We start from the raw sequence: 22616 nt of genomic DNA, 5'->3' as shown, positions 1-22616 counted from the left end.
GATCCGAATGTTTTTTTAATAGCCCTCAAGTGATGGCTAATTTTTGCAAGTTCATGTAGGTACATTAAGATACACACGTTAATAGCCGTCTCTGTAATTTATACAACATTTATTCACTCGCTCTCACCGTAAACAAATATCAAATTTGCATCCTTCATTAAGCAATGAACTAAAAATAAGTAAAGGTTTTTTGATTATAAATGGGGGGCACAATGTTAAAGCTAAGTGAGTTCAAGTAATGATTATGAATGTAGAGGGGATGGAGCCACTATGAATCAATAGTATGCAGTTACCGTATTTACAATGAAAGAAATTGACACAGACTTAGAGTGAGATAAAGCAAAAGAAAGAGTAAATTGAGAGTGTCGTGATGAAGGCGATAGAGATTCAAAATCTAAAGGAGGGAGTTAAACATGACCAATCAATCACAAAATCCACAACCTGACCAACCCACCCTACATATTGAACACACTCAACAGCCTGATGAAATAAAAGTACCTAATCCGCCTAATCCACAGCCTGATCAACCGAATCAACATCTTCAACAGTAAAATTCCCAGAAGTACCCCAATTAAGATGATGAAAGTTTATTCAGGCAATAGATGTAAAACTTTGCCTAGAATCGTGAATCAGGTATTTAGAACTTATTAATTCAAAAACAATAAATTAAAAAAATTAATATTAAATAAAAAAACCCTCGATTGAGGGTTTTTTAAGGTCACCATCAGTTCGTCATTTAAAATAAGTACCTTAAATCGATGGATGATTTGATTTTGCTAGCGTTGCTGAAACAGCCGAGAACTGCTTAAAATCGGCGCCAGAAGGGGCTTGATAAACTTTCAAACCAAATTCTGGAATAATCGCAATCAGATGATCAAAGATATCCGATTGTATCGCCTCATAATCCTTCCATACCGTGGTATTGGTAAAAGCATAAATCTCCAGTGGCAAACCTTCACTGGTCGGTTGTAACTGACGTACCATTAGCGAGTGATTCTTGCTAATTCCCGGATGCTGTTGCAGATAAAACTCGATATAGGCACGAAATGTTCCTAAATTGGTTAAACGGCGCTGGTTATACTGCGAATGATGGCTGAGTTGCAGGTTAAATTGCTCCAGTTCTTCTGCCTTGGTATTCAGATATTGATCTAGCAGAATAAAATCTTTCAGCTTGTCCTGTTCTTCAGCCGACATGAAATGCACACTGCTTTGATCAATCTGAATCGAACGTTTAATCCGGCGCGCACCGGCTTCCTGCATCCCGCGCCAGTTTTTAAAAGTGTCCGTCACCAGTTTATTGGTCGGAATCGTGGTCACCGTTTTATCAAAGTTCTGTACCGTAATGGTATGTAATGACATATCAATGACATCACCGTCGGCATTTAAAGACGGCATTTCAATCCAGTCACCAATACGTACCATGTCATAGGAAGAAATCTGTACCGAAGCGACCAAAGACAGAATGGTATTTTGGAACACCAACATCAGCACCGCAGCCATGGCACCAAAGCCTGCCAGCAAGGTAAAGACATCTTTTTTCAGGAACGTGCCTAAAATCATCAAGCCACAAACAATAAAGATAATCAGCTTAACCAGTTGTAAATAGCCTTTAATCGGCTTGTTTCTTGATTTTGGATTACGTTGATAAATCAGATTGAAAATGCTTAAAAACTCACTGATGGCCAAAGCCAAAGTCAGGAAAATAAAGGCTTGTGCGCCCATTTGAACAAAGGTGACGATTTTTTCTGAAAGGTGCGGAACAGTCACGATGCCGTTCATAATGACAATTGCAGGCACGATGTTGGAAATACGGCGGATAACATTATGTTCAGCAAAAATGCTCGAATTCGCCGACTTCATCTTGGAGACAAGCTTGCGAATACCTTGAACTACCACCTGCTTGGCAATAAAATTTGCGAGGACAGCCAGTAAAATCAAGATACTTAAAGAGGTCAGCATCTCTAACCATGGATATTGATCTGACCAATCTTGAATATTCTGGATAAAAGCAAAATGCTGCAAAAGTACACCCTCAATATGGAAATATAAAAATTCTTTATAGTTTATATAGTTATATTTTAATCATCGCTAATGATAACGTTTTAGCTACATGAACCCAAACTGAATTTACGACCTTGTGAAAGACTTGAGATCAGGCTGCGAGTATTTTTGGAATTTTATTGATTTTTTTATTTTGAGAGCAATGCCAATACGGATATTGGCATCGCTATTTTTAATTCCAGATTAACTGAACTTACCACATCAAATCATCAGGGATCACATAAGCTGCATATGGATCTTCTTCATCAGTGATTTGCTCATTTTTTTCAGAATTATTGACAATAATAAAGCCTTCCATTTTGTCATTAATACGATCTGCCAATGCCTTAGGCAAAACGGCATAACCCTCGCTTTCTTTGGCAATCACCAAGGAGCCTGAAACCAGTGCATTATAAATTTGCTGATTCAGATAAATCTTTTTGATTTTGCTGTCATCAATAAATTGATAAGACACTTCGCCATCGATGTCGCGAATTTTGTGCTGATTGATCATTTGAATAATCGCAGCTTTTAATTCTTTACCTTGCAACAAACGTTTTTTCTCTAAATCCAAGGCTTGGTCTTTCGCGAGTTTTTCTTGCTTATCTTGCGCAATTTTAGCTTTCAATTCAGCTTCGTTGCTTTGTCCAGTACGTTGCTCATGTACAGCCTGTTTAGACAGCTTTTTAGCCTTTTTATTATCGACTAAACCGGCTTTTAGCAATTGAGCCTGTAATGCATTTTTGACCATAATAAATTCCGAAACTACTCTTGACTACGTCGATAACGAAAATAAATAACCCAATATACGGCGCTAAGTGTCCAACTTAACAGCGCAGGGACAAGGAATGAATCTAATTTTAAATAAGGATAAATGATGCTGGCAACCAAGCCACCCACGAAAAATCCACATAAAATGGCTAAATGTAAAATAATCCGTCTGCGGTCTACATCTAGGCCACGTAAGCGATAACCTAACGCTAAACCCAAATCGGTCAAAACACCAGACAAATGAGTGGTTCGGATAATTGCACCTTTGTAATGGCTGATCATGGCATTCTGTACTCCCATCGCCACACATGCCCAAAGCAGGGCGTAACGAGGGAAATACGGCAATAGGAACCAGCACAGACCAATAAAAAAAGCCACCAGGCTTAAAGGGAAACCATAACGGCGTCCTAAGCTAAAGTGACTATTTCCCAGTATCAATCCGCTATAACATGAACCAATCACATAACATAGGACAACCAGGCCCAAGTAGAGGATCTGTTCAGGTTGCCAATGCAACAAAGCCATGGCCAACATGCTGACATTACCGGTCATATGTGAAACGGACTGATGCAACACGGTCACCAGTCCGAGGACGTTAATCATTCCTGCATTCATTGCAAGAAAAAAAGCACCTAATTGAACCCAAAGCGGTAAAGTTTGAAGAGGCATAACGTCATAAAAAAATCTTAATAATGACTATCTTAATCTAAACCGCGGTCTACAGCAGCAGTAAATAGCACATCTGTAGAAGAATTTAATGCCGTTTCAGTCGAATCTTGCAATACACTGATGACCATACCAATGGCAACCACTTGCATGGCGATATCCGAACTAATGCCAAACAAGCCACAAGCCACTGGAATAAGCAGTAAAGAACCACCGGCAACACCAGACGCGCCACATGCTGAAATGGTCGCAAGTACCGATAAAACCAGCATGGTGGTGAAATCAACCGAAATACCCAAAGTATTTACAGTAGCTAAGGTGAGGACGGTAATGGTCACTGAAGCACCCGCCATATTAATGGCAGCACCGAGTGGAATAGCAACACTGGCAGTAGATTCGCTCACACCTAAACGTTTGGCTAAATCCAGGTTCACTGGAATATTTGCAGCCGAACTACGGGTGAAGAAGGCGGTAATCCCACTTTCACGTAGACATTTAAATACTAGTGGATATGGGTTGGCGCGGGTAACAAATGCCACCATGATTGGATTAACCACCAAAGCCACAAAGAACATGGTGCCAATCAACACAGCCAATAATTGTGCATAGCTTTCAAAGGTACTTAATCCGGCTTCTGCAACGGTGACAGCCACCAGACCAAAAATACCGACAGGGGCAAAATTAATCACCAGACGAATCACTGTGTTTACGGCATTTGCAGCGTCGGTGAGCAGCACTTTTGTGGTGTCATTGGCATGACGGAATGCAGCACCCAAAGCAACAGCCCAAGCCAAAATACCAATAAAGTTCGCTTCACTAATCGCAACAACAGGGTTCGCCACAAAACTTAAAAGAAGATTCTTTAAAATTTCAATCAGGCTACCTGGCGGTTGCAAGTCTGCGTTTGCAGGGATATCCAGAAACAAGGTACTTGGGAAAATGATACTGGCAATCACTGCACTTAATGCAGCCAAGAACATCCCAACACCATACATCACCATAATCGGTTTGATTTTAGCGCCATGTCCGACTTTAAAATTAGCAATAGACGATAAAACCAACACAAAAACCAATATAGGTGCAACAGATTTAAGAGCTTTAATAAACAAGTCACCCAACAGGCTTAAATAGGGAGCCACATTAGGGAACAAAACAGCAACACCAATACCTAAAATAATGGCGATAATAATTCGGGAGACTAAACTCAAACGCATTAAAGCAGAGAACATAAGGGTGCCTTGTTACAAATACGAGGACTAAAAAAATTCACAAATATGTTCGCCATTTTATACCTAAAAGAGTTACTGCTAAAAATTAATTTTTATATAAAAACTAACTACTTATTTTTAAAGTTGATATTTTTATTTTTAAATATTTTTCAACTCAAAAATTCAAATATTGTTATCCTGAAAATGCTTCAAAGCATCATTATTGTGTCGGAATTTTTTCTAGAAATTATTCATTTATTCACAACCATGGACTAGATTTAATCCCGTCCATGGTTGTGAATAGGCTTGAGAAATTTAGAGTTGTGATTTATCTCATTCATTTAAAAAAACGTCAGGTGAAAGCTCTTGCATGGCTTGAAAATGCGACAGATAAATCTGACCACTTAAATGTTTTAACAGTTTCGAATGCTGTAATTTATCCATCACTGGACCCTTGATTTCTGAAAAGTGCAATTTGATATTAAGTTTTCTAAATTCAGCATTGATATCTTCCAGCATTTCTAAAGCACTGAAATCAATTGCACTGATACTGGAACAGTTAATAACCACATGTTCCAAATCAGCATAGGGACTGATCGCATTAATTAAAAAACCTTTAAAGGTATTGGTATTTAAGAAGGTAAGATTTTCATCAATACGCAGGGAAATCACTTTGGAAGATGTGAGTACATGATGACGTTGTACATTTCTAAAATGCTGCGTGCCTTCAACCAAACCAATCACTGCAATATGTGGACGGCTAATTCGCCACAATAAAAGGATAAAGGTAGAGACAATGCCGATAATTAAACCGGTCGTAATATCAATGCAGATTACGCCAAAAAAGGTAATCCACATGGCAATACCATCTGCTTTTGAATAACGCCAGGTTTCAATAAAAGGTTTGAAATCGACCAGCTTCCAGATAGAAACAATAATGGTCGCTGCCAAAATAGCCAAAGGCAAATCACGAAAAAAACTGGTGAAATAAAGGCTGACTAAAATAATCAGCAGAGATGAAAACACACCTGCCAGTGGTGTTTTAGCACCAGAGTCCGCATTTACCACGGTTCGAGATAAACTACCTGTGACAGGAAAGGCAGAACTCAGACCGGCACTTAAATTGGCTAAACCTAAAGCCACCAGTTCCTGGTTGCTGTTTAAATGACTGCGCTGTTGTAATGCAGTGGCTTGTGCGATGGATAAAGACTCGACAAAGCTAATCATGGCGATCATCGCAGCACCGGGTAATAAAGTGATGACCAAGTCCATATTCCAAAACGGCATAGTGATAGGCGGAAAACCTGAAGGAATTTCTCCCACAGTTTTAATGCCGATTTCTTGCAAATTTAGAAAATAAACCGCAGCAATTGAAGCCACCACGAGTACCAAAGGCAATGCTTTAGAGATAAAAGCTGTAGAACCGATGCGGCTTTTAACCGCATTGGAACCTAAAACTTTAGGCAGGTAGATAAGAAACAGCAATGCAAGAATGCCAAAAATGAATGTTTCAATATTGCTATAACGAATATATTGCCAAAAACTGAGCAAAAATTGAGGAATATTATTGGCTTCTAAAGGTACATCCACAAGAAATTTGAATTGGCCTAAAGCAATCAGCAAAGCGGAAGCAATAATAAAACTTTTAATCACGGGATGGCTAATCAGTTGAATCAGAAAGCCAAATCTAAAAATCCCGAGCAATAATGAAATGACCCCGACCATCACTGCAAGCAAACAGGCGGCTTGTATATAAACCGGAGAACCAACTTCAAATAGTGGATTTAAAGTGGCAAAGGTCATCATGGAAATAATCGCGACCGGACCGATCGATAGCGTAGGGCTACCACCGACCATGGCGTAAATAATCATCGGCAGAATGCTGGCATACAAGCCCATAATAGGCGGTAAGCCTGCAAGCATGGCATAGGCCATACCTTGCGGAACCAGCATTGCAATGACAATCAGTGCAGAAAGCAGGTCAGATTTAAATTTGGCTTGATTGTATTTTTGCAGCCATTGCCAAGCGGGCAACAACGTCGTTAAGCGAGTATTTAAATCTGACATATCTAAAACTAAATCACTATTTTAGATATATTATGCATAAAAAATGCTAAGAAGTCTTAATCTGAGTAGGTTGTTTATTTAATCTACTGATATTTATATGATTAAATTAGGTTTTTAGGACAATACAAATCATATAAAGTATTTAACAGCTGCACCATTTTTTCATCCTTAATCGAATAAAAAATCTGTTTGCCGTCACGACGGGTCGAAACCACATCACTTTTGCGTAACATCATCAGCTGTTGAGATAAGGTGGGTTGATTAATTTGGGTCATTTCTTCAATTTGCGAAACATTAAGTTCTTGTTTAGCCAGATGACATAAAATAAGTAGGCGATCTGTATTGGCGAGTGATTTTAATATCGTGACAACGATATCGACAGAATCATGCATAGCGGCAATTTCAAGATCGGTGTTCATAGAGCATTTCCATACTACTCATCAGTAATATACGCAGTATAAAGCCTGCATAATTGAATACATGATGAAAAAGTAATATTTTCAATGGTTTTTAATGAAGCTAAATATCAAATATTCTTATATAAATAAAAGTAAGGCATTGAGTTTAAACTCAATGCCTTATTTCAGTGCTAAAAATGCTGAAGTTATTTTTTAACCGGTTGCTTAAATTGTTTTAATTCTTTTTCATTAAAATGAAGCGCTTCAATTATGGCCTGACGAGTATCAAGGTCATACCAATTGAAAATAGCCGAAATTTTATCTTCAAAATCATCACTCATCACAAAATGATCATCCTGAATATTTAATAAGCTGTTTTGTTTCAGTATTGAAATAAAGCTTTTTAAGGTCGCACTGTCAAAATAATAGCCAGATTGAATTTTTTGAGTCTGGAAAAGTTTTTGCAATACCGCTTTGCCCATTTTCTCTAACTCTTTCATGGTCAGCGCTTGAGTCGGAGCGTACTGCTTGAGTAATTCTGAAATCATGATCATGTTATTCAGGCTAGAGCTAGATAGATGAGCAAGTGATAACAGCTTATTTTGCATCTGTTGATCTGATGCAATGGATACCGTGTTGTCTTGCTGAACAATCCAGCCTAACTGTTCTAAACTATTTAAAATTAATCCAATTTCATTTTCTAATTCGTCAAGATTCCATTTTAAGAAAAACTCTTCTTTAAAATAGGGATACATATTTTTAACGGTATCAATTAAATAATGACATGAAATCTTTTTATAAGATTGAATCAGCATGGCAATTAATGCAGGAACAATAAAACAATGCAGAATATTATTACTAAAATAACTTAACAGAATTTTTTGACTTTCAGCTACACGAATCCAGTTTTCATTATTTTGACTAAAAGTTTCAACCTGTTTTAATTTTTTAGCATATTGAATAATTTCAGCGCTGGATAATTCCGTCATCATCATTCTTGGATCGTATTTTGTGTCATTTAATAACTGACGATATTGATCAATCTGCGAGATTAAATCATTTTCACTTAGAGCATGATTTTCAACATTGAGTAAAATCAGTGAAATTAATGAAATAGGATTAACCACAACCGCTTTATTAATATTTTCTAAAATTGAACTCGCAACCTGATTCACTGTTTGAACCACAGGTTGAGGTAATTCATCATCAATATTGAGTTTAATTTGATCTGCTTGATTCGCCGTTAAAATTTTATCCAGAAAAATAGGTTCGCCAAAATTAACATGAACCTGTCCAAAAACTTTTTCAATTTTACGCGCTGAACTTAAAATGCCCCAGATTGATTCGGCTTCCTTGGGTTTGCCATTCAGTTCATTTAAGTACGAGGTACCTTCCATCAGCTTTTCATAACCAAAATAGGTCGGAATAAAAGCAATCGGTTTGGTCGCACCGCGTAAATGACTTTGTACTGTCATCGAAAGCATACCTTTTTTAGGCGGCAATAATAATCCGGTACGTGAACGTCCACCTTCAATAAAATATTCCAAAGGCGTGTTACGCGATAAAAGACTGTGTAAATATTCTTTAAAAACCGAAGTATAAAGTTCATTGCCACTAAAAGTACGGCGAATAAAATAGGCACCACCGCCACGCATGATTTGACCGACAATCGGCAGGTTTAAATTAATCCCGGCGGCAATATGCGGAACCATGAGTCCACGGTTAAAAATCACATAAGAGAGTAGTAAATAATCGATATGACTGCGATGGCATGGCGTATAGACAATTTCATAATCCTTGGCTAATTCACGCACCGTATCGAAATTATGCACTTCAATACCATCATAAAGTTGCGTCCATAACTTGGTCAGTGCAAGTTCTGCAAAACGTAAAGTTGAATAGGAAAAATCCGAAACCACTTCGGTTAAATAACCTTTGGCGCGATTTTCCGCTTCAAACATACTGATTTTATGATCAATACTTTCTTTGCGAATGGCATCTTGAACCGTTTCGGTTTTCATTAACTTATTAATGAGATTGCGACGGTCTGATAAATCGGGTCCTAAAATCGCTTCTTTGTGTTTATTAAAATTTGTATTGAGTTCTTTGACAATCGAATGTGCCGGAGAAAAGTTTGGATATTCAATTTTGGCTTTTTCAATTGCTGATTTAAGTGAAATCGGCTTATGAAATTCAATGTAGTTTTCACGGCTATATAATGAAATATTCAAGGCTTGTTTTAATTTGGATGGGGTCGCCCAGGCATCTGCAAATAAAGCTTTAAACCAGGAATTTTCATATTCAGGTGAACGTCCCCATAAAACGGTTACCGGTACCAGTTCAATATCGTATTCAGGGTATTTTTCCAAAACTTCAATCAGTCGAATGAGTTTGGCCGAATAATGGTAGGCCTCATTTTTGGAACTCGGTACATTTAAAGCCAGAATGGAGTCATCTTCTTTAAACTCCTGAATGCTTAAAGGTGTAAAAACCGAAGGCAGTTTTCGTGCTTGAGCTTCAGTATCAATGATGACCGTGTTGCTGATGGATGCATCTTGTAAAACATAACAAATTATTTTTTTATCGAGTTGATCTTCTATGGTTTTTTCTAATTCTTCAGTATTGCCTAAGACTTGAGGTGTCACGATTTTATCTAGAATCTTTTGCGTAAATTGTCGATAGAATCGGCTATAACCCTTATTAGACATTGTATTCCCTAAATCAGTTTTCATTTGCTTGATATTGTGTGCAATAACAAGGATAAATACAAATCTTATTGATGATAAATAAGTCATTTAAGTTGTAACTATTTAAGAAAAACCCAGCTGTGAGAAGGTGAAAAAATCTTTGTTTTTTAGGTTTAAATATACGCTTAAGGCAAAAAAAACTGGAATAGAAAAACTTATCTTCACAGTCCAAATGGCTTATGATGAAAGGCATGACTTTAAAATCAAAAGATCGCTCAAGGAGTTAAAATGAGTACAGATTCTGCATTTCCAACACCAAATAATTTAGGCATTGCGGTTTATAGTAATAATGCTGAATCTATTGGCAACACTCCATTAATTCGTATCAATCGCTTAATTTCTTCACCTGCAACGGTACTGGCTAAAATTGAAAGCCGTAATCCTGCATTTTCTGTGAAATGCCGTATTGGTGCCGCTTTAATTGCAGATGCTGAAGAAAAAGGTTTGCTTAAACCGGGTATGCATATTGTAGAGCCGACGAGTGGTAATACCGGGATTGCACTTGCATTCGTAGCGGCTGCAAAAGGGTATGACATCACTTTAACCATGCCTGCAAGCATGAGTGTTGAACGTCGTAAAGTGTTAAAGGCATTTGGTGCAAATCTGGTATTGACTGAACCAGCGAAAGGCATGAAAGGCGCAGTGGATGAAGCGGTTCGTTTAGCGACAGAGCAACCGGAGCTGTATTATTTGCCGCAACAATTTGAAAACCCCGCCAACCCTAAAATTCATGAGCAAACGACGGGTCCTGAAATTTGGGAAGCAACCGGTGGTAAGGTCGATATCCTGGTAGCTGGTGTGGGAACGGGTGGTACCATTTCAGGTATTTCACGTTATTTTGAGCAGGTAAAAAATCAGGCGCTTTATTCAGTTGCTGTTGAACCTGCGGAATCGCCAATTATTGGACAAACTAAACGTGGTGAGTCACTAACTCCGGGGCCACATAAAATCCAGGGGATCGGCGCAAACTTTATTCCAAAAAATCTGGATTTAGATTTGGTTGATGAAGTCATTGCGATTGAAAGTTCAGCAGCGATTGAATGGGCGCGTAAAACCGCGACTCATGAAGGTATTCTGGTGGGTATTTCAAGTGGCGCGGCGATGGCAGCAGCAGCTCAACTGGCAGCACGTCCTGAAAATGCTGGCAAAACCATTGTGGTAATTTTACCGGATGCGGGTGAGCGTTATTTATCTTCGGTTTTGTTTGAAGATATTTCTGCAGAATAATTTTTGTCAAAATTGAAATTATTTTAAGCGATAAAATTTAAGCGATAAAAAAAGAGTAAAAAGGCTGAAGTTGATCTTCAGCCTTTTTTTATTCAGTCTGTATGAATCACAAAATCTTAACGGATGAACATTTTTAAAATCAGTTTTTGGATAAATGTGCCATAAGGCGGATAGAACAAACGCATCAAACTAAATTTCGGTCGGTCAAACACAGCTTTTGCATGACTAAAGGTGACAAATCCTTCATAGCCATGATAATTGCCCATTCCCGATGTACCTACACCGCCAAAAGGCAGATCTTCCTGTCCGACATGGACCAAGGTTTCATTGAGGCAAACACCGCCACTATGGGTTTGCATGAGTACTTTTTGCTGATCTTGCTTGTTATAACCAAAATAATATAAGGCTAAAGGACGCGGTCTTTGATTAATATAATCAATCGCTTCGTCGAGCTGCTGGTAAGTCACAATCGGCAATAAAGGACCAAAAATTTCATTTTGCATCACCTGCATATCATCGGTGACATTGCTTAAAACATAATGCGCTAAACGTTGTCCTGAAGAAGGCTCGGTAATGACATTAACAGTCGCATTTTTTGCAGTTGCATCTTCAATATAGTGATTCAAGCGATTGAGCTGTCGCTCGTTAATAATTGCGGTGTAATCAGGGTTATCGGCTAATTTTGGAAAAAATTCCTGAATGGCGGCTGAATATTCTTCAATAAATTGGGCCTGCAATTGCGCAGGAATCAGCACATAGTCGGGCGCTACACAAGTCTGTCCGGCATTCATGGCTTTACCAAAGGCAATTCGTCGCGCACTCTCGCGAATATTGGCATCGGCTAAAACAAGTGCTGGAGATTTTCCTCCGAGTTCCAACGTCACTGGCGTGAGGTTGTTGGCTGCTGCACGCATCACATGTTTACCAACTTCACTGGCACCGGTAAATAAGAGGTGATTAAAAGGTAATTGGGTAAATTTCTGTGCAACTTCTGAATCACCATTGACGACACACACCAAATCTTCAGGAAATGCTTGAGCAATCAGTTGCTTGAATAGTGCAGAAAATTCAGGCGTATATTCGCTCATTTTTAAGATTACCCGATTGCCTGCAGCAAGAGCCTGACAGAGGGGGCCAATGGCTAAAAATAGTGGATAATTCCATGGCACAACGATACCCACCACACCGACCGGTTGATACAAGACATAACCTGTCGCAGGTTGGAAAAGAATACCAATATGACGCTTACTTGGACGCATCCATTTTTTCAAATTTTTTAACGCGTATTTAATGCCGTGCAGACTGGTCATGACCTCGAACATTTCAGTTTCAGAATGACTTCGGTTAGAAAAATCATGGCTAATCGCCACGTTAATCTCGGTCTTATTTTGCAGAATCAATTGCTGCAAGGTTTTAAGATGCTGTCTACGCTGCTCTAAACTCGGGTAACTGTTTTCAGTAAATGCCTGTTGTTGTTTTTCGAATAATTGTTGTAACTCGATCGAGATACTTTGATCGGTATTTTGATCCATTTTGTGATTCAACATCTTACATATCCTTTGCCTGTGGTGAGAGAGAATAACCTGAATTTTTCATTATGCTTTGGTTATTCTAACGTTACTTATAACTTTGAATTTTTTAGAAATATTAAATTGTGAATTCAAGCCTATCATTAAGCAATATGCATGAACTTAGAACAATGCTCTTATCTTTGCAGTTAAGCATGCAACTGCTTGGCGCGTATCATATCCACCGCTTTTTCAGCAATCATGATGGTCGGCGCATTGGTATTACCATTGACCACATTCGGCATGATGGAGGCATCCACCACACGTAAATTTTCAATACCATAGACGCAAAGCTGCGGATCAACTACGGCCAGCTCATCAACTCCCATTTTACAGCTGCCGACAGGGTGATACACGGTATCCGCACGTTCACGCAAAATGTGCCGAATTTCATCATCGGTTTTGACCGAAGCACAAAACAGATCTTTTTTATGCAGCATTTTTAATGCCGGTGAATGCATCAGTTGTTGTGTGATTTTATAGGCATTGACCATATCTTCAATATCATCTTCATGATCAAAGAAATTTGGGTCAATCAGTAGAGGATCATCGATGCTTGGACCACTGATTTGAATACTGCCACGACTTTTTGGATTGAGCAGGCAAACATGACAGGAAATACCATGACTGGCATGGAAAGTGCGTGCATGGTTGTCGACCAAGGCCACAACAAAATGCAGCTGTAAATTTGGAATGTCTTTTTCAGGCGTACTTTTTAAAAAACCGCCACATTCGGCGAAATTGGTGCTGAGCATGCCACGGCGTTCTTTACGGTAGCGCGAGATTTGTTTCATCAAGTCGATCGTACCGGCCAGTGACACGCCAAAAGTGCCGGCAATATCACTGACGGTATAACTAAAAATAAAGTCAGGATGATCGTGGAAATTTTTACCCACACCCGGTAAATGCTGAGTCACCTCAAGCCCATGCTCAAGCAGCTCTTTTTCATCGCCAATGCCGGATAGCATTAAGATTTGCGGCGAATGCATTGCTCCTGCGCTTAGCAGCACTTCTTTATGTGCACGCAGCTGTTTAATTTGACCACCATGTTTAACTTCGACGCCAACCGCAACCTGATTTTCAATTAAAATACGCTGCATGGATGCATGAGTAAAAATGGTCAGATTAGGACGTTCCAAATGCGGAAACAAATAGGCACGTGCTACACTACAGCGCTCACCGTTAATATGCGTGACTTGATAAACGCCTAAACCTTCTTGTTCTGCACCATTAAAGTCATCCAGAATTTTATAACCTTGTTCTTTGGCTGCCGTAATATAACGCTCATGCCATGGACTATCAGTGCGTAAATTCGATACCGACAACGGCCCAGTATTGCCATGATATTCATTTTCAATATCGTGATTGTTTTCCGAGCGAATGAAATAGGGCAGTACCTCCTGATAACTCCAACCGTGATTACCGAGTTCCGCCCACTGGTCATAATCTTTTTGATGGCCACGCACATAAATCATGGCATTAATGGCAGATGATCCGCCTAAACATTTTCCGCGTGGTTGGTAGCCTTTACGACCATTCAGACCTTTTTGCGGCACGGTTTCAAAGGCCCAGTTATTGATTTTGCTGGGGATGCTGATCACGGCCGCGGCAGGTGTATTCACTATCCATGTATTGCCATGACTGCCAGCCTCTAATAAACACACTGAGATGTCTGGATTTTCGGATAAACGCCCCGCCAATACACAGCCGGCACTGCCGCCACCAATGACAATATAATCAAATGCCTTGTTTTCCATAGAGGATTTTGTTCCTGTTATTTATTCTTGAATGTCATTTTTTGTTTTAAGTGATATTTCTATTGTTTTTATCACCTATTAAAACTGATCTTACCGAAGCCTTAGACGAAAAGATATATACTTTAGCGCTTGATTCATAAAATAAAAAATATTGAATTCTTATTCACGCTTATCCAATGAATCATCAATTTAATTACAATTGCATGCCATATTCGATATAAATGAACATTGGAAATAGGTCGAAAAAAGCAGATGATATAGCAGTTTTAAAAATAGAAGATCAGGGATTTTGATTCGTGTTTGAACTTGACTGTAAATTACTCAGTGTTTTTCTTTATATTTATAAATATAAAAGTGTTTCAGTTGCAGCTGAATATCTGGCGATGAGCCAGCCGACGGTCAGTAATATCCTGAATAAAATCCGCCAGCATTATAACGATCCGCTTTTTTTAAGAATTGGCAACGAGATGGTGCCAACCGAACTGTCTAAACAGCTTTTCCCCTTGGTGAGTGAGGCGCTGAGTAAGGTTGAGATCATTAATAATTTCACCATTAATTTTGATCAGTCGACCTCACAGCAAAAATTTACCATTGCCATGACCGATGTGTCGCATTTGGTGTTATTGCCTAAAATTTCCCAGTATTTAAAACAACATGCCTCCCATATTCGCTTGAATGTGCGTGCAATTACCTCTGAAACCAGTTATCAAATGGCGAATGGTGAAATTGATTTAGCCATTGGTTTTTTACCGAATCTGGAAAATGGTTTTTATCAGCAAAAATTATTTGAACAATATTATGTAGTGATTGCTTCAAAAAACCATCCACGCCTCAGTCAAAACAGTTTAAATACTGAACAATATATTAGTGAGCAGCATATTGATATTGATGCAGGAATGGGGCATTACCATATTGAAAATGAGCTATTAAATTTAGAATTAAAACGTAATATCTTGATGCGTTTACCGAGCTATTTAGGTGTGGGACTGGTGGTTCAGGAAACCGATGCAATTGCGACGGTGCCTTATTATTTAAGTAAAGTCTTATTGTCACGTGGGAATTTGCAAATTTTTGAAGCGCCGATTACTTTTCCGACGTATGCGGTTAAACAATATTGGCATATGTCTTGTCATCATAAAACCAGCCATCAATGGCTGCGTCAGATGTGTCATGAATTATTCAGCCAAATGAATGAATTAGATGGTTCAGCTTATGGAATCATTCAGCAATAATAAAAACCACAAGCTCAATTATGGATTGTTATTAATCTACCGAAGAAATTTTATCCGGAGTCATGAGCGCTTGATTAATATACAGCTTGATTAAGCGTTCCCGTGAACCAATGGATTTTTGATAATGGGTTGAATTGAGTAATAAAGATGCCCCATAGGTCACCGTCCAGATATAAGATAAATAATCGCGAATCGACATGGCGCTATCAAGTGATTTTAAATATTCATCAGTCATGTCTTTGATTTCGATAATCCGTTCTTCACGCACCTGATATAATTCTTCAAATAATTCTTTTAATTTTCTTTCATTATTGGTTAATCGGTCTTCAATCACATGTAATAAAATAGTGCGGTTGGCATTTAACATGTTGTATAGCATGTACTGGGAGACATAGGTTTTAATATTATTTTTATATTTCTTTGAAATTTCTAACAGTCTTTTTTCATTCAAGATAATCAATTCTAAATACAGCTGATTCTTGCTTTTAAAATGTTTATAAATGGTACCCTTAGCAATATCCAGTTCAGAGGCTAACTCTCCAAGCGTAATATCTTGATTGTTATCCAGCAACAGCGTTTCTGCCATGGCTAAAATTTTCTCTTTGCGTAATAGAAAATTTTGTTGGCGTACTGTATTCATTGCAATCGTCCCAAGCAGACATTAAAAAAAGCGCCTTCAACATATACCAATAAAATCGTGATGACCATTCCACCATTGTCGGGTATGGGGAAAATTAATATTTAAAATAGATATTTTTATTTAACCCTATTTTGAATTTCATAGCTCTCAATTGCATAGCGAAAATTAAAAGTCAATAAATGAGAACCTGAGAGGTCAATAATCGCCAATAAAATTCCAATTAGGTAATAATTATTTTATTGTCTTTTTGCGCTGAAAAGTGAAATCACGGATTAAACGCAAACAGAATAATGTGCTGATCAAACAGTATTTCAATCGTATATTTAAAGATTAGGTTTTAGGATGGATCGTTCAATTCAAAGTAAATTACAGAAAAGATGTTTTATTCAGCCAACATTCGAGTGAACATCAGATGAACACATTTTAACGCTTAAACCCTTATGGGATTGTTCTTCAAATTTGGTCCTGAATTCAATAGCATTTCTCCTGATGGATATTGAAAACCGGTTTGAACGCCCAAATTTTATTTTTAAATATATATGGGTTGAAATAAAGCTCGTTATTTTCAGTTTAGGTTTTTACAACTTAAAAAAGCACTTCAATATTCAATGCGAAGTCTTCACCCAAGGAAAGCAATATGCCTATTTATAACGCACCACTTAAAGACATGGATTTTATTTTAAATGATGTATTTAAGGCTGAAGATTTTTGGCAAGGCAACGACGACTTAGCCCACATTGACATGGCAACAGCCAATGCCATTTTAGAAGAAATGGCCAAATTTTCTAAAAATGTCATTCTGGATTTAAACCGTTCAAGTGATGAAGAAGGCGGCGCTCAATTTAGTAATGGGGTAGTCACCACGCCAAAAGGTTTTAAAGAAGCATTTAAGCAATATGCAGAAGGCGGCTGGATTGGCCTGGGTGCGGAAGAAGAATGGGGCGGTCAAGGCATGCCGAAAATGCTGACCGTTCTTGCTGATGAAATGATTTGGGCAACCAATCCATCATTTATGCTTTACCCGCTACTTTCTGTGGGTGCAGGCATGGCATTGAATAACTACGCCTCTCAAGAGCAAAAACAAGCCTATTTACCTAAAATTTACACAGGTGAATGGTCGGGTACGATGTGCCTAACCGAACCGCATGCAGGGACTGATTTAGGCATTATTAAAACCAAAGCTGAACGCAATGAAGATGGTTCTTATGACATTAGCGGAACCAAAATATTCATTACCAGCGGTGAGCATGACCTATCAGAAAATATTATTCATCTGGTGTTGGCTAAAACACCGGATGCACCAGCAGGTTCACGCGGTATTTCATTATTCATCGTGCCGAAATTCCTGGTCAATGAAGATGGTTCATTGGGCGAACGCAATACGATGGGGGCCGGTTCAATTGAACACAAGATGGGGATTAAAGGTTCCGCAACGTGTGTATTGAACTTTGATGCTGCCAAAGGCTTCCTTGTGGGCAAGGAAAATGAAGGTCTGGCGGCCATGTTCGTGATGATGAACTACGAACGTTTATCTATGGGTATTCAAGGTTTAGGCGCATCGGAATTTGCCTATCAGAATGCGGCACAATATGCGACAGACCGCCTACAAGGCCGCAGTGCCACAGGTGTGAAATCACCCGAGAAACCAGCCGATTCAATTCTGGTCCACGGTGATGTCCGTCGTATGTTGCTAAATGGTCGTGCCAACAATGAAGCATCGCGTGCATTTGCCGTGTATGTCGGTCAGCAACTGGATATCACCAAATTTTCGAGTGATGCAGAAGCGGTTAAAAAAGCCAATGACCGCGTAGCGTTGTTAACCCCAATTGCCAAAGCCTATTTAACCGATACGGCATTAAATGCTGTACTCGATTCACAAATGGTGTTTGGTGGTCATGGTTATATCCGTGAATGGGGTATGGAACAGTGTGTTCGTGACCTACGGATCTCGCAAATTTATGAAGGCACCAACGGCGTACAAGCTCAGGATTTAATCGGTCGTAAAACCATTCGCAACAATGGTGCGAATATGGCGGAATATATCACTGAAATTCGTGAATTTGTCGCTACACTTGATGATTCACTTGCAATTAAAGCCGCAACTTTAAATGCGTGTAGCGAAGTAGAAGCCATCACCCAGTTTATTTTGCAACAGGCGAAAGGCGCACCCGATTTTGCCAATGGTGTTGCGGTAGATTACTTGCATGCAGTGGGCTTGCTGAGCTTCAGCTATATGTTTGCGAAAATTTCGCAAGCGGCTCAAGCTAAAACAGAAGCGTTCTATCAAAACAAACTTATTTTGGCGCAGTACTTTGCAGAGAAAGTGTTACCCGGCTTAACTGCACATATTGCACAAATTAAAGCCAGTTCAAACTTGATGATGCAGTTGCCAGAAGATTACTTTACTGCTCAATCTTAAGGTCTGCACTTGGGTTTAACCTCGATTTACATAGATGGAAATGATATGGGCTGGGTCTTCTGCTCATATCAAACAACAAAATTTATAAATTAGGATGGAAAAAATGATTGTTATTGTGAATGGTGTACGTACAGCGATGGGTGGTTTCCAAGGCGCACTTTCTGCATGTACCGCACCCGATTTAGGTGCAGTGGCCATTAAAGAAGCGGTTGCACGTTCAGGCTTACAGCCTACAGATATTGATGAAGTGATTTTTGGTTGTGTTTTACCTGCGGGTTTAAAGCAAGGTCCGGCGCGTCAAGCCATGCGCCAGGCAGGCTTACCTGATTCTACTGGTGCGACCACCATCAATAAAATTTGTGGTTCTGGTATGAAAGCGGTGATGCAAGCTGCCGATGCTGTTAAAGCAGGTTCTGCACAAATTGTGGTTGCCGGTGGTATGGAATCCATGAGTAATGCGCCATATTTACTTGAAAAAGCACGTTCCGGTTACCGTATGGGACATGGCAAAACTACTGATCACATGTTCCAGGAAGGCCTGGAAGATGCTGAAACCGGGCTTTCCATGGGTATCCTTGCACAAGAAATGGCAGATAAAAAAGGCTATACCCGCGAGCAACAAGATGCTTTTGCGATCAGCTCTTTAAATAAAGCAGTAACGGCAATTAATAAGGGTTATTTCAAGGCAGAAATTGCACCTGTAACCGTATCTAGCCGTAAAGGCGATGTAGTGGTTGAGCAAGATGAGCAACCACTGAATGCCAAAGCAGACAAAATTCCAACTTTACGTCCAGCATTTAAAAAAGATGGAACCATTACAGCGGCAAATTCTAGCTCAATCAGCGATGGTGCATCAGCATTGGTGATCACTTCTGAAGAAATTGCAGCTGAACGTGGTCTTGAACCTGTGGCTAAAGTTCTAGCCTATGCAAGTCATTCACAACATCCTTCTGAATTTAGCATTGCTCCGGTGGGCGCAATTGAGAAAGTCTTGAAGCAAACTGGCTGGACTGCTGCAGAAGTGGATCTTTGGGAAATTAATGAAGCCTTCGCGATGGTGACCATGGCAGCCATGGATGCTTTCAATTTAGATGAAGCCAAAGTCAATGTGAACGGTGGTGCGTGTGCACTTGGACATCCACTGGGTTCATCGGGTTCACGTATTATTGTCACGCTAATCCATACACTTCAACGTACCGGTGGCAAGAAGGGCATTGCAACATTATGTATTGGTGGTGGTGAAGCGACTGCTGTTGCAGTTGAATTGATTTAAACCGATACAACAATAAATACATGAAACAGCACAACAAACGCCATGATTCTAGTGCGCTAGGATGATGGCAAAAATTATGTTTATGTTGAGATTTTTTAAATGAAAAACGGTTTAGAACGCATTCGCTTAGTCTCCCTTCGCGACAAAATAATGTCTGCTCAACAAGCGATTGAACTGATTCAAGACGGTGCTGTAATAGGTTTAAGTGGTTTTGGTGGTGCGGGTGAAGCCAAAACTGTCCCTTTGGCTTTGGCTGATTTCGCTCAACAACATCCTTTAAAAATTACTCTTGCCACAGGTGCAAGTTTGGGCAATAAAATTGATGGCCGCTTGAATGAAGCGCATGCCATTCAACGTCGTTATCCTTATCAGGCCGATCCTGGCTTGCGTAAATCCATTAACGACGGTGAAGTGATGTATATCGATCAGCATCTGTCTGAAATGGCAGATAATATTCGTCATCATAATTTACCGCGTATTAATGTGGCTGTCATTGCAGCAACCGCCATTACTGAAGATGGTCAGATTATTCCAACAGGTTCATGCGGTAACTCGGCTAACTTTATTGAAATGGCTGATCATGTGATTATTGAAATTGATAATACAATCAATCCTGTGCTTGAAGGCGTCCATGATATTTATGTGCCCAAAGCCCGTCCAAATCGTGCACCGATTCCCTTGATTCACGCCGGCGATCGAATTGGTACGATTGGAATTCAGGTCAGTCCTGAAAAGATTTCCGCGATTGTACTGAATGATATTCCAGATACATCCTTCAATATGGATGAACCGGATAGCGATACCTTGTCCATTGCCAAACACTTGATTCAGTTCTTTGAGAATGAAGTGGCAGCAGGGCGCTTGCCGGAAAATCTGGGTCCATTACAGTCAGGTGTGGGTTCAATTGCCAATGCAGTATTTTCTGGCTTTGAGCATTCCAATTTTCATCATCTGGAAATGTACTCGGAAGTTTTGCAGGACTGTACTTTCGACTTGATTGATTCTGGCAAAATGACTTTTGCTTCAGGTTGTTCAATGACCCTGTCTGACGCTTGTGCCAAACGCGTCATGAGAAACTTTGAACAATACAAAGACAAGATTGTGCTACGGCCGCAAGAAATTTCCAATAATCCTGAAATCATCCGTCGTTTAGGGATCATTGCGATTAACACGGCACTTGAGTTTGATATCTATGGCAACGTGAATTCGACCCATGTCAGCGGTACCAAAATGATGAACGGAATTGGCGGTTCAGGTGACTTTAGCCGTCATGCACATCTGGCAATTTTTGTGACTAAGTCGATTGCCAAAGGGGGCGCAATTTCGTCAGTCGTACCCATGGTCAGTCATACGGACCATACCGAACATGACATTGATGTTTTAGTTACGGAGCAGGGTCTGGCAGATTTACGCGGTTTAGCACCGCGTGAACGTGCCCGCAAGATTATTGACTGCTGTGTGCATCCATGTTACCGCGATGCGTTAAACGACTATTTTGACCGTGCTTGTGCTAAGGGCGGGCACACACCGCATATTTTGCAGGAAGCTTTGTCTTGGCATGCAAAATTTGAAGAAACTGGCAATATGCAGAAAACTGCATAAGACCAAATCTAACTAGAAAATGAGAGAACCCATCATGAGATGGGTTTTTTTTATGAATGAAATGTGGATATAAATTTCAAAAAATGACGAAAGCAAGACAGATGCAGTACTGCTGAAACGCTTTGCCTACAAGAACCTGCTTAATCGAAAAGGCGTTCTTTTTATAATGACCGCTTTGCAATACTCAAGGTCAAAATTTTGAAATATATTCAATATTTTTCAGCAATTACGTTATTACTTCTGTTAACCGCTTGTGCTAAAGCACCGGATTATCAAGGTACTTGGAAAAATACCTTAGAAAACCCAAAACTTGAAAATTCACTCGTGATTGCCAAAAATGGTGACAATTATTTCATTACCAATACCTTAAAAGACAAAGCAACCGGTAAAACTGAAAAGAAAAATCCTGTTCCTGCCTCAGTTAGCAAGAATGGTTTGCTTGAGGTGAATGCAGGTGCCGGTGTGGTTGATTTTGCGATTGACGAGAAAACCGGAAATCTGGTGGGTTCAGGCTCAATTTATAAAAAAGCAAAATAATTGAATGATTGTATCCGATGCCGTGGCTTAGTTTAGTTACGGCATCTTTTTTATCTCACTGATAGAATTTAATAACTCGGCATAATCTTGCACAAAATAATTTGTATAGGTTTTAATTTATTTTAATTCATGTACCGAATATTGATCATAGATAGCCTATATCGATCCTCACATTGTGAACTGCTTCAACACTAATCAATGAATCTTCAATAATGAGGCAATATTCAGCTTGAACCTCAAATTGTTGAAGACTTTTAAATACACTTTTTTAAGTTACGTATCACGCTGTTGTTGAATAAGGTCTAGATTTATTTTTGCTGGTGTGAGTTGTTCAATCAAATTGGCATCCCCTTGATTTCCGCTACTGACGGAATCAATTAAAGTTCCATCTAAATCAAAACAAATTAGTTTTTTTCCTTGAAACATCGACATTTTACGTTTTGTTGAGTTGAATGACCTGAATT

17 protein-coding genes and 1 pseudogene are annotated in these 22616 nt (G+C 39.3%); 7 read left to right on the top strand and 11 right to left on the bottom strand.

Annotated elements, in window-relative coordinates:
- Positions 1–413 precede the first annotated feature (413 nt).
- On the top strand, positions 414–551 hold the full coding sequence (locus B9T23_RS16760) for a hypothetical protein (protein ID WP_155859772.1): 138 nt from the start codon (positions 414–416) through the stop codon (positions 549–551).
- 199 nt (positions 552–750) lie between these two features.
- Here the strand turns inward: B9T23_RS16760 and B9T23_RS05145 are convergent, their stop codons facing one another.
- The 7 genes from B9T23_RS05145 to plsB form a co-directional block, all read right to left on the bottom strand.
- Positions 751–2022, bottom strand: a complete 1272-nt coding sequence (locus tag B9T23_RS05145) for a mechanosensitive ion channel family protein (protein ID WP_086193279.1) — start codon at positions 2020–2022, stop codon at positions 751–753.
- A 232-nt stretch (positions 2023–2254) separates the two neighbouring features.
- Positions 2255–2791 carry a DUF2058 domain-containing protein gene (locus B9T23_RS05140; RefSeq protein ID WP_067722655.1) on the bottom strand — a complete coding sequence of 179 codons (537 nt, stop codon included), beginning with the start codon at positions 2789–2791 and terminating at the stop codon, positions 2255–2257.
- A gap of 14 nt (positions 2792–2805) precedes the next feature.
- Complete coding sequence (locus B9T23_RS05135) at positions 2806–3480, bottom strand: YoaK family protein (protein WP_086193278.1); 675 nt, start codon at positions 3478–3480, stop codon at positions 2806–2808.
- Between the two features lie 32 nt (positions 3481–3512).
- On the bottom strand, positions 3513–4706 hold the full coding sequence (gene sstT, locus B9T23_RS05130; protein ID WP_086193277.1) for a serine/threonine transporter SstT: 1194 nt from the start codon (positions 4704–4706) through the stop codon (positions 3513–3515).
- Between the two features lie 312 nt (positions 4707–5018).
- Entirely contained in the window at positions 5019–6752 is a 1734-nt protein-coding gene (locus B9T23_RS05120; RefSeq protein WP_086193275.1) for a SulP family inorganic anion transporter, read from the bottom strand.
- A 101-nt stretch (positions 6753–6853) separates the two neighbouring features.
- Positions 6854–7171: an ArsR/SmtB family transcription factor gene (locus B9T23_RS05115; protein ID WP_086193274.1), complete on the bottom strand. Its 318-nt coding sequence runs from the start codon at positions 7169–7171 to the stop codon at positions 6854–6856.
- Between the two features lie 185 nt (positions 7172–7356).
- Positions 7357–9858 carry a glycerol-3-phosphate 1-O-acyltransferase PlsB gene (gene plsB / locus B9T23_RS05110; protein ID WP_086193273.1) on the bottom strand — a complete coding sequence of 834 codons (2502 nt, stop codon included), beginning with the start codon at positions 9856–9858 and terminating at the stop codon, positions 7357–7359.
- Between the two features lie 267 nt (positions 9859–10125).
- Here plsB and cysK point away from each other — a divergent pair, with 267 nt between their 5' ends.
- Positions 10126–11124 (top strand): cysteine synthase A, encoded by a 999-nt coding sequence (gene cysK / locus B9T23_RS05105; RefSeq protein ID WP_086193272.1) that lies wholly within the window; start codon positions 10126–10128, stop codon positions 11122–11124.
- 116 nt (positions 11125–11240) lie between these two features.
- Here the strand turns inward: cysK and B9T23_RS05100 are convergent, their stop codons facing one another.
- Complete coding sequence (locus B9T23_RS05100; RefSeq protein ID WP_228145899.1) at positions 11241–12671, bottom strand: coniferyl aldehyde dehydrogenase; 1431 nt, start codon at positions 12669–12671, stop codon at positions 11241–11243.
- 170 nt (positions 12672–12841) lie between these two features.
- Complete coding sequence (locus tag B9T23_RS05095; RefSeq protein WP_086193271.1) at positions 12842–14449, bottom strand: GMC family oxidoreductase; 1608 nt, start codon at positions 14447–14449, stop codon at positions 12842–12844.
- Between the two features lie 296 nt (positions 14450–14745).
- On the opposite strand from B9T23_RS05095, the gene B9T23_RS05090 reads away from it, so the two are divergent.
- The gene (locus B9T23_RS05090) at positions 14746–15681 is read left to right on the top strand and encodes a LysR substrate-binding domain-containing protein (protein WP_086193270.1); all 936 of its coding nucleotides are present in this window, start codon (positions 14746–14748) and stop codon (positions 15679–15681) included.
- 31 nt (positions 15682–15712) lie between these two features.
- Here the strand turns inward: B9T23_RS05090 and B9T23_RS05085 are convergent, their stop codons facing one another.
- Positions 15713–16321 (bottom strand): TetR/AcrR family transcriptional regulator, encoded by a 609-nt coding sequence (locus B9T23_RS05085; RefSeq protein WP_086193269.1) that lies wholly within the window; start codon positions 16319–16321, stop codon positions 15713–15715.
- Between the two features lie 637 nt (positions 16322–16958).
- On the opposite strand from B9T23_RS05085, the gene B9T23_RS05080 reads away from it, so the two are divergent.
- From B9T23_RS05080 to B9T23_RS05065, 4 genes are all read left to right on the top strand, one after another.
- Positions 16959–18740, top strand: coding sequence for an acyl-CoA dehydrogenase C-terminal domain-containing protein (locus B9T23_RS05080; protein ID WP_086193268.1), 1782 nt, complete (start codon positions 16959–16961; stop codon positions 18738–18740).
- A 103-nt stretch (positions 18741–18843) separates the two neighbouring features.
- Positions 18844–20013: a thiolase family protein gene (locus B9T23_RS05075; RefSeq protein WP_086193267.1), complete on the top strand. Its 1170-nt coding sequence runs from the start codon at positions 18844–18846 to the stop codon at positions 20011–20013.
- 99 nt (positions 20014–20112) lie between these two features.
- Complete coding sequence (locus B9T23_RS05070; RefSeq protein ID WP_086193266.1) at positions 20113–21615, top strand: succinate CoA transferase; 1503 nt, start codon at positions 20113–20115, stop codon at positions 21613–21615.
- A 198-nt stretch (positions 21616–21813) separates the two neighbouring features.
- Entirely contained in the window at positions 21814–22152 is a 339-nt protein-coding gene (locus B9T23_RS05065) for a hypothetical protein (protein WP_086193265.1), read from the top strand.
- Positions 22153–22431: 279 nt separating this feature from the next.
- Here B9T23_RS05065 and B9T23_RS17210 read toward each other — a convergent pair.
- Positions 22432–22578, bottom strand: a pseudogene (locus B9T23_RS17210) (HAD family hydrolase); the annotation flags it as partial.
- Positions 22579–22616 lie beyond the last annotated feature (38 nt).

The sequence above is a fragment of the Acinetobacter terrae genome, from assembly GCF_002135195.1.
Taxonomy (GTDB): domain Bacteria; phylum Pseudomonadota; class Gammaproteobacteria; order Pseudomonadales; family Moraxellaceae; genus Acinetobacter; species Acinetobacter terrae.
Note: the sequence above shows the minus strand (reverse complement) of the source record. Positions and strands in the feature narration are given on the sequence as shown.

What these genes read in the sequence shown, in the direction of transcription:
- B9T23_RS16760 (WP_155859772.1), top strand. Translation starts at nt 414, where the DNA reads ATGACCAATCAATCACAAAATCCACAACCTGACCAACCCACCCTACAT.
- B9T23_RS05140 (WP_067722655.1), bottom strand. Translation starts at nt 2,791, where the DNA reads ATGGTCAAAAATGCATTACAGGCTCAATTGCTAAAAGCCGGTTTAGTC.
- B9T23_RS05135 (WP_086193278.1), bottom strand. Translation starts at nt 3,480, where the DNA reads ATGCCTCTTCAAACTTTACCGCTTTGGGTTCAATTAGGTGCTTTTTTT.
- sstT (WP_086193277.1), bottom strand. Translation starts at nt 4,706, where the DNA reads ATGTTCTCTGCTTTAATGCGTTTGAGTTTAGTCTCCCGAATTATTATC.
- B9T23_RS05120 (WP_086193275.1), bottom strand. Translation starts at nt 6,752, where the DNA reads ATGTCAGATTTAAATACTCGCTTAACGACGTTGTTGCCCGCTTGGCAA.
- B9T23_RS05115 (WP_086193274.1), bottom strand. Translation starts at nt 7,171, where the DNA reads ATGAACACCGATCTTGAAATTGCCGCTATGCATGATTCTGTCGATATC.
- plsB (WP_086193273.1), bottom strand. Translation starts at nt 9,858, where the DNA reads ATGTCTAATAAGGGTTATAGCCGATTCTATCGACAATTTACGCAAAAG.
- cysK (WP_086193272.1), top strand. Translation starts at nt 10,126, where the DNA reads ATGAGTACAGATTCTGCATTTCCAACACCAAATAATTTAGGCATTGCG.
- B9T23_RS05100 (WP_228145899.1), bottom strand. Translation starts at nt 12,671, where the DNA reads ATGTTGAATCACAAAATGGATCAAAATACCGATCAAAGTATCTCGATC.
- B9T23_RS05095 (WP_086193271.1), bottom strand. Translation starts at nt 14,449, where the DNA reads ATGGAAAACAAGGCATTTGATTATATTGTCATTGGTGGCGGCAGTGCC.
- B9T23_RS05085 (WP_086193269.1), bottom strand. Translation starts at nt 16,321, where the DNA reads ATGAATACAGTACGCCAACAAAATTTTCTATTACGCAAAGAGAAAATT.
- B9T23_RS05080 (WP_086193268.1), top strand. Translation starts at nt 16,959, where the DNA reads ATGCCTATTTATAACGCACCACTTAAAGACATGGATTTTATTTTAAAT.
- B9T23_RS05075 (WP_086193267.1), top strand. Translation starts at nt 18,844, where the DNA reads ATGATTGTTATTGTGAATGGTGTACGTACAGCGATGGGTGGTTTCCAA.
- B9T23_RS05070 (WP_086193266.1), top strand. Translation starts at nt 20,113, where the DNA reads ATGAAAAACGGTTTAGAACGCATTCGCTTAGTCTCCCTTCGCGACAAA.